The sequence below is a fragment of the Streptomyces sp. NPDC054840 genome (assembly GCF_053611065.1).
The window spans coordinates 1-2,506 of the sequence record NZ_JBSGZP010000877.1; the positions used below are offsets into that span (position 1 = coordinate 1).

At 70.1% G+C, this 2,506-nt stretch carries 4 protein-coding genes; 2 read left to right on the forward strand and 2 right to left on the reverse strand.

Annotated features, from left to right (window positions below):
* Positions 1-92: 92 nt before the first annotated feature.
* Complete coding sequence (locus ACWGIU_RS35345) at positions 93-881, reverse strand: class I SAM-dependent methyltransferase (protein WP_453712187.1); 789 nt, start codon at positions 879-881, stop codon at positions 93-95.
* An 82-nt stretch (positions 882-963) separates the two neighbouring features.
* Here ACWGIU_RS35345 and ACWGIU_RS35350 point away from each other — a divergent pair, with 82 nt between their 5' ends.
* Entirely contained in the window at positions 964-1,593 is a 630-nt protein-coding gene (locus ACWGIU_RS35350; protein WP_453712188.1) for a CGNR zinc finger domain-containing protein, read from the forward strand.
* Here the strand turns inward: ACWGIU_RS35350 and sodX are convergent.
* Complete coding sequence (gene sodX / locus ACWGIU_RS35355) at positions 1,497-1,919, reverse strand: nickel-type superoxide dismutase maturation protease (RefSeq protein WP_453712189.1); 423 nt, start codon at positions 1,917-1,919, stop codon at positions 1,497-1,499. The genes ACWGIU_RS35350 and sodX overlap by 97 nt on opposite strands.
* A 171-nt stretch (positions 1,920-2,090) precedes the next feature.
* On the opposite strand from sodX, the gene sodN reads away from it, so the two are divergent.
* The gene (gene sodN / locus ACWGIU_RS35360) at positions 2,091-2,486 is read left to right on the forward strand and encodes a superoxide dismutase, Ni (protein ID WP_030009413.1); all 396 of its coding nucleotides are present in this window, start codon (positions 2,091-2,093) and stop codon (positions 2,484-2,486) included.
* Positions 2,487-2,506: the final 20 nt, after the last annotated feature.

Consider the following 2,506-nt stretch of genomic DNA (forward strand, 5'->3'; position numbering starts at 1 on the left):
ATCCCCGTACCGCCCCTCGTCCTTTCCGAGGTCCGGATCCCTGCTTCCGGTCCTTGCTTCCGGTCCTTGCTTCAGGTCCTTGCTTCAGGTCCCTACTTCAGACCTAGGACCAGCGCGTCCGAGGGGGAGCGCCAGACCGCACGCGCCTCCGCGAAGCCCGCGGCGCGCAGGGTCTCGGTGTGCCAGGCCTCGGAGGGGGTGTCGCCGTCCGCGTGCTCCCCGTAGATCTCGAAGCGCCGCTTCACCTGCTCGGCCAGCGCCGGCTCGGCGCCCGCCAGCGCCCACCACTCGCGCCAGTCCACCGCCCCGGCCGTCCTGGCCCGGTCCATGGCGGCGTGCCGGTGGGCATGCTCGGCGGCGTCGATGCGTGGGGTGGCCGGGTCGGGCATGTGGTCGGCGTTCATGAACACCCCGCCGGGGGGCAGGAGCGGTGCGAGCTGCCCGTACAGGACGGACAGCTCCTCGCTCGGCAGCCAGTGCAGGGCGGTGGCCGTCAGGATCGCGTCGTACGTGGCGTGGGGGAGGGCGCTGCGCCAGTTCGGATCCTTGAGGTCGGCGGTCACGAAGGTGACGCGTGAGTCACCCGCGAAGTGCCCCTCGGCGATCGTCAACAGGGCGGGGTCGAGATCGACGCCCGTACTGGTGGCTTCCGGGAACCGCTTGAGGACGCGGTCCGTGATACTTCCCGTACCGCATGCGAGATCCAGCACCCGGGGGGCGGGTCCCACCAGTGCCTCGACCATGTCCAGCATCACGCGGAACCGCTCCTCGCGGTCGGGCATGTACCACTCCTGCTGCCGGTCCCAGCTGTCCTGCCAGGCCTGCCAGTCGGTCGTGCCCGTCGCTTCGGTCGTATCCACCGTGTTCGCCGTATCCGTCATCCCGAACCCCTCCACACGTAATACCCTCGAAGACGTCTCAGCCGTTACCGGAGACACTAATCCGCAGCCGTAAGGACTACAAGTGGAACTGGCCCATTACTCGGACTTCGCCGTGCGCCTGGTCAACACCGAGGAGCCGGCCCGCAACAAGGACTCGCTCACCTCGGTGGACGCCGTCCGCGCCCTGTTCGGCGCCAGTCAGCAGATGGCGCGCCGCGTCACCGACGGTGACGTCACCCGCTTCCGCAACGTCCGCGGCCGCCTGCGCTCCGTCTTCGAGGCCGCCGACGGCGGTGACGAGGTCCTCGCCGTCGACCTGCTGAACTCGCTGCTCATGGAGTTCCCCGTCAGCCCCCAGGTGTCCGGCCACGAGACCCTCGCCGACGACGGCCGCCCCGACTGGCACATCCACCTCGCCGAGCACCCCTCGAACGCCTCCGCCGGCTACGCCGCCATGGCCGCCATGGGCCTGGCCTTCGCCCTCACCGAGCACGGCCCCGACCGCCTCGGCCTGTGCCAGGCCGCGCCCTGCCGCAATGCCTACCTCGACACCTCCACCAACCGCTCCCGGCGCTACTGCTCCGACCGCTGCGCCACCCGGGCGAACGTGGCCGCCTACCGCGCCCGCAAACGGCTGGAGGCCGAGGCGTCCGCCCACAGCGGGCGCAACGCCGAGGCCGCCCAGGACAGCCGGGCCCTCAGCGAACGCTGATCCTCCTCGCGCGGCCGGAAGCGCAGCACCGCCGTCGCCAGCACCAGCTCCGCGGGCACCGGCCCGAAGACGGTGCTGTCGCCGGTCTCGTTGTACGGGTTGTCGCCGAGCACCCACCAGCCGCCGCCGGGCCGCCGCTCCACCGCGCGCTTGACCACCAGCAGGTCCTGCTGGAGCGGATGCCGCAGCACCACCACGTCGCCCGGTCGTACGGCAGCCCCGTACCGGACGACGAGCCGGTCCCCGTTCAGCAGCGTGGGCACCATCGAAGGCCCCGTCACCTCCACCACCTCGAACCGCTTGCGCGGGCGCCCGTTCTCCACCATGCGTGTCCTCCTCGTCACCCCCGCATGCTGCCGCACGGGTCCGTACATTCGCTCACCGGTCCGGCCGCGGCCCTGGACTTTTGTCCTAAGCCCATGGGGGCGCCCGCGAAATCCGGTTGTCCAGCGAGTAATCTCCCCCTTGAGAAGACGATCACGAGGAGGACAAACTCCATGCTTTCCCGCCTCTTCGCCCCCAAGGCGAAGGTCTCCGCCCACTGCGATCTTCCGTGCGGCGTGTACGACCCTGCCCAGGCCCGCATCGAGGCCGAGTCCGTCAAGGCCGTGCAGGAGAAGTACCAGGCCAACGAAGACGCCGACTTCCGCGCGCGCGCCATCACCATCAAGGAGCAGCGCGCCGAGCTCGCCAAGCACCACGTCTCGGTGCTGTGGAGCGACTACTTCAAGCCCCCGCACTTCGAGAAGTACCCGCAGCTGCACACCCTGGTCAACGACACCCTGAAGGCCCTCTCGGCCGCCAAGGCGTCGAACGACCCGGCGACCGGCGCGAAGGCTCTTGAGCTCATCGCCGAGATCGACCGCATCTTCTGGGAGACCAAGGCCGCCTGATCCTGGGCGCCCGACGGATC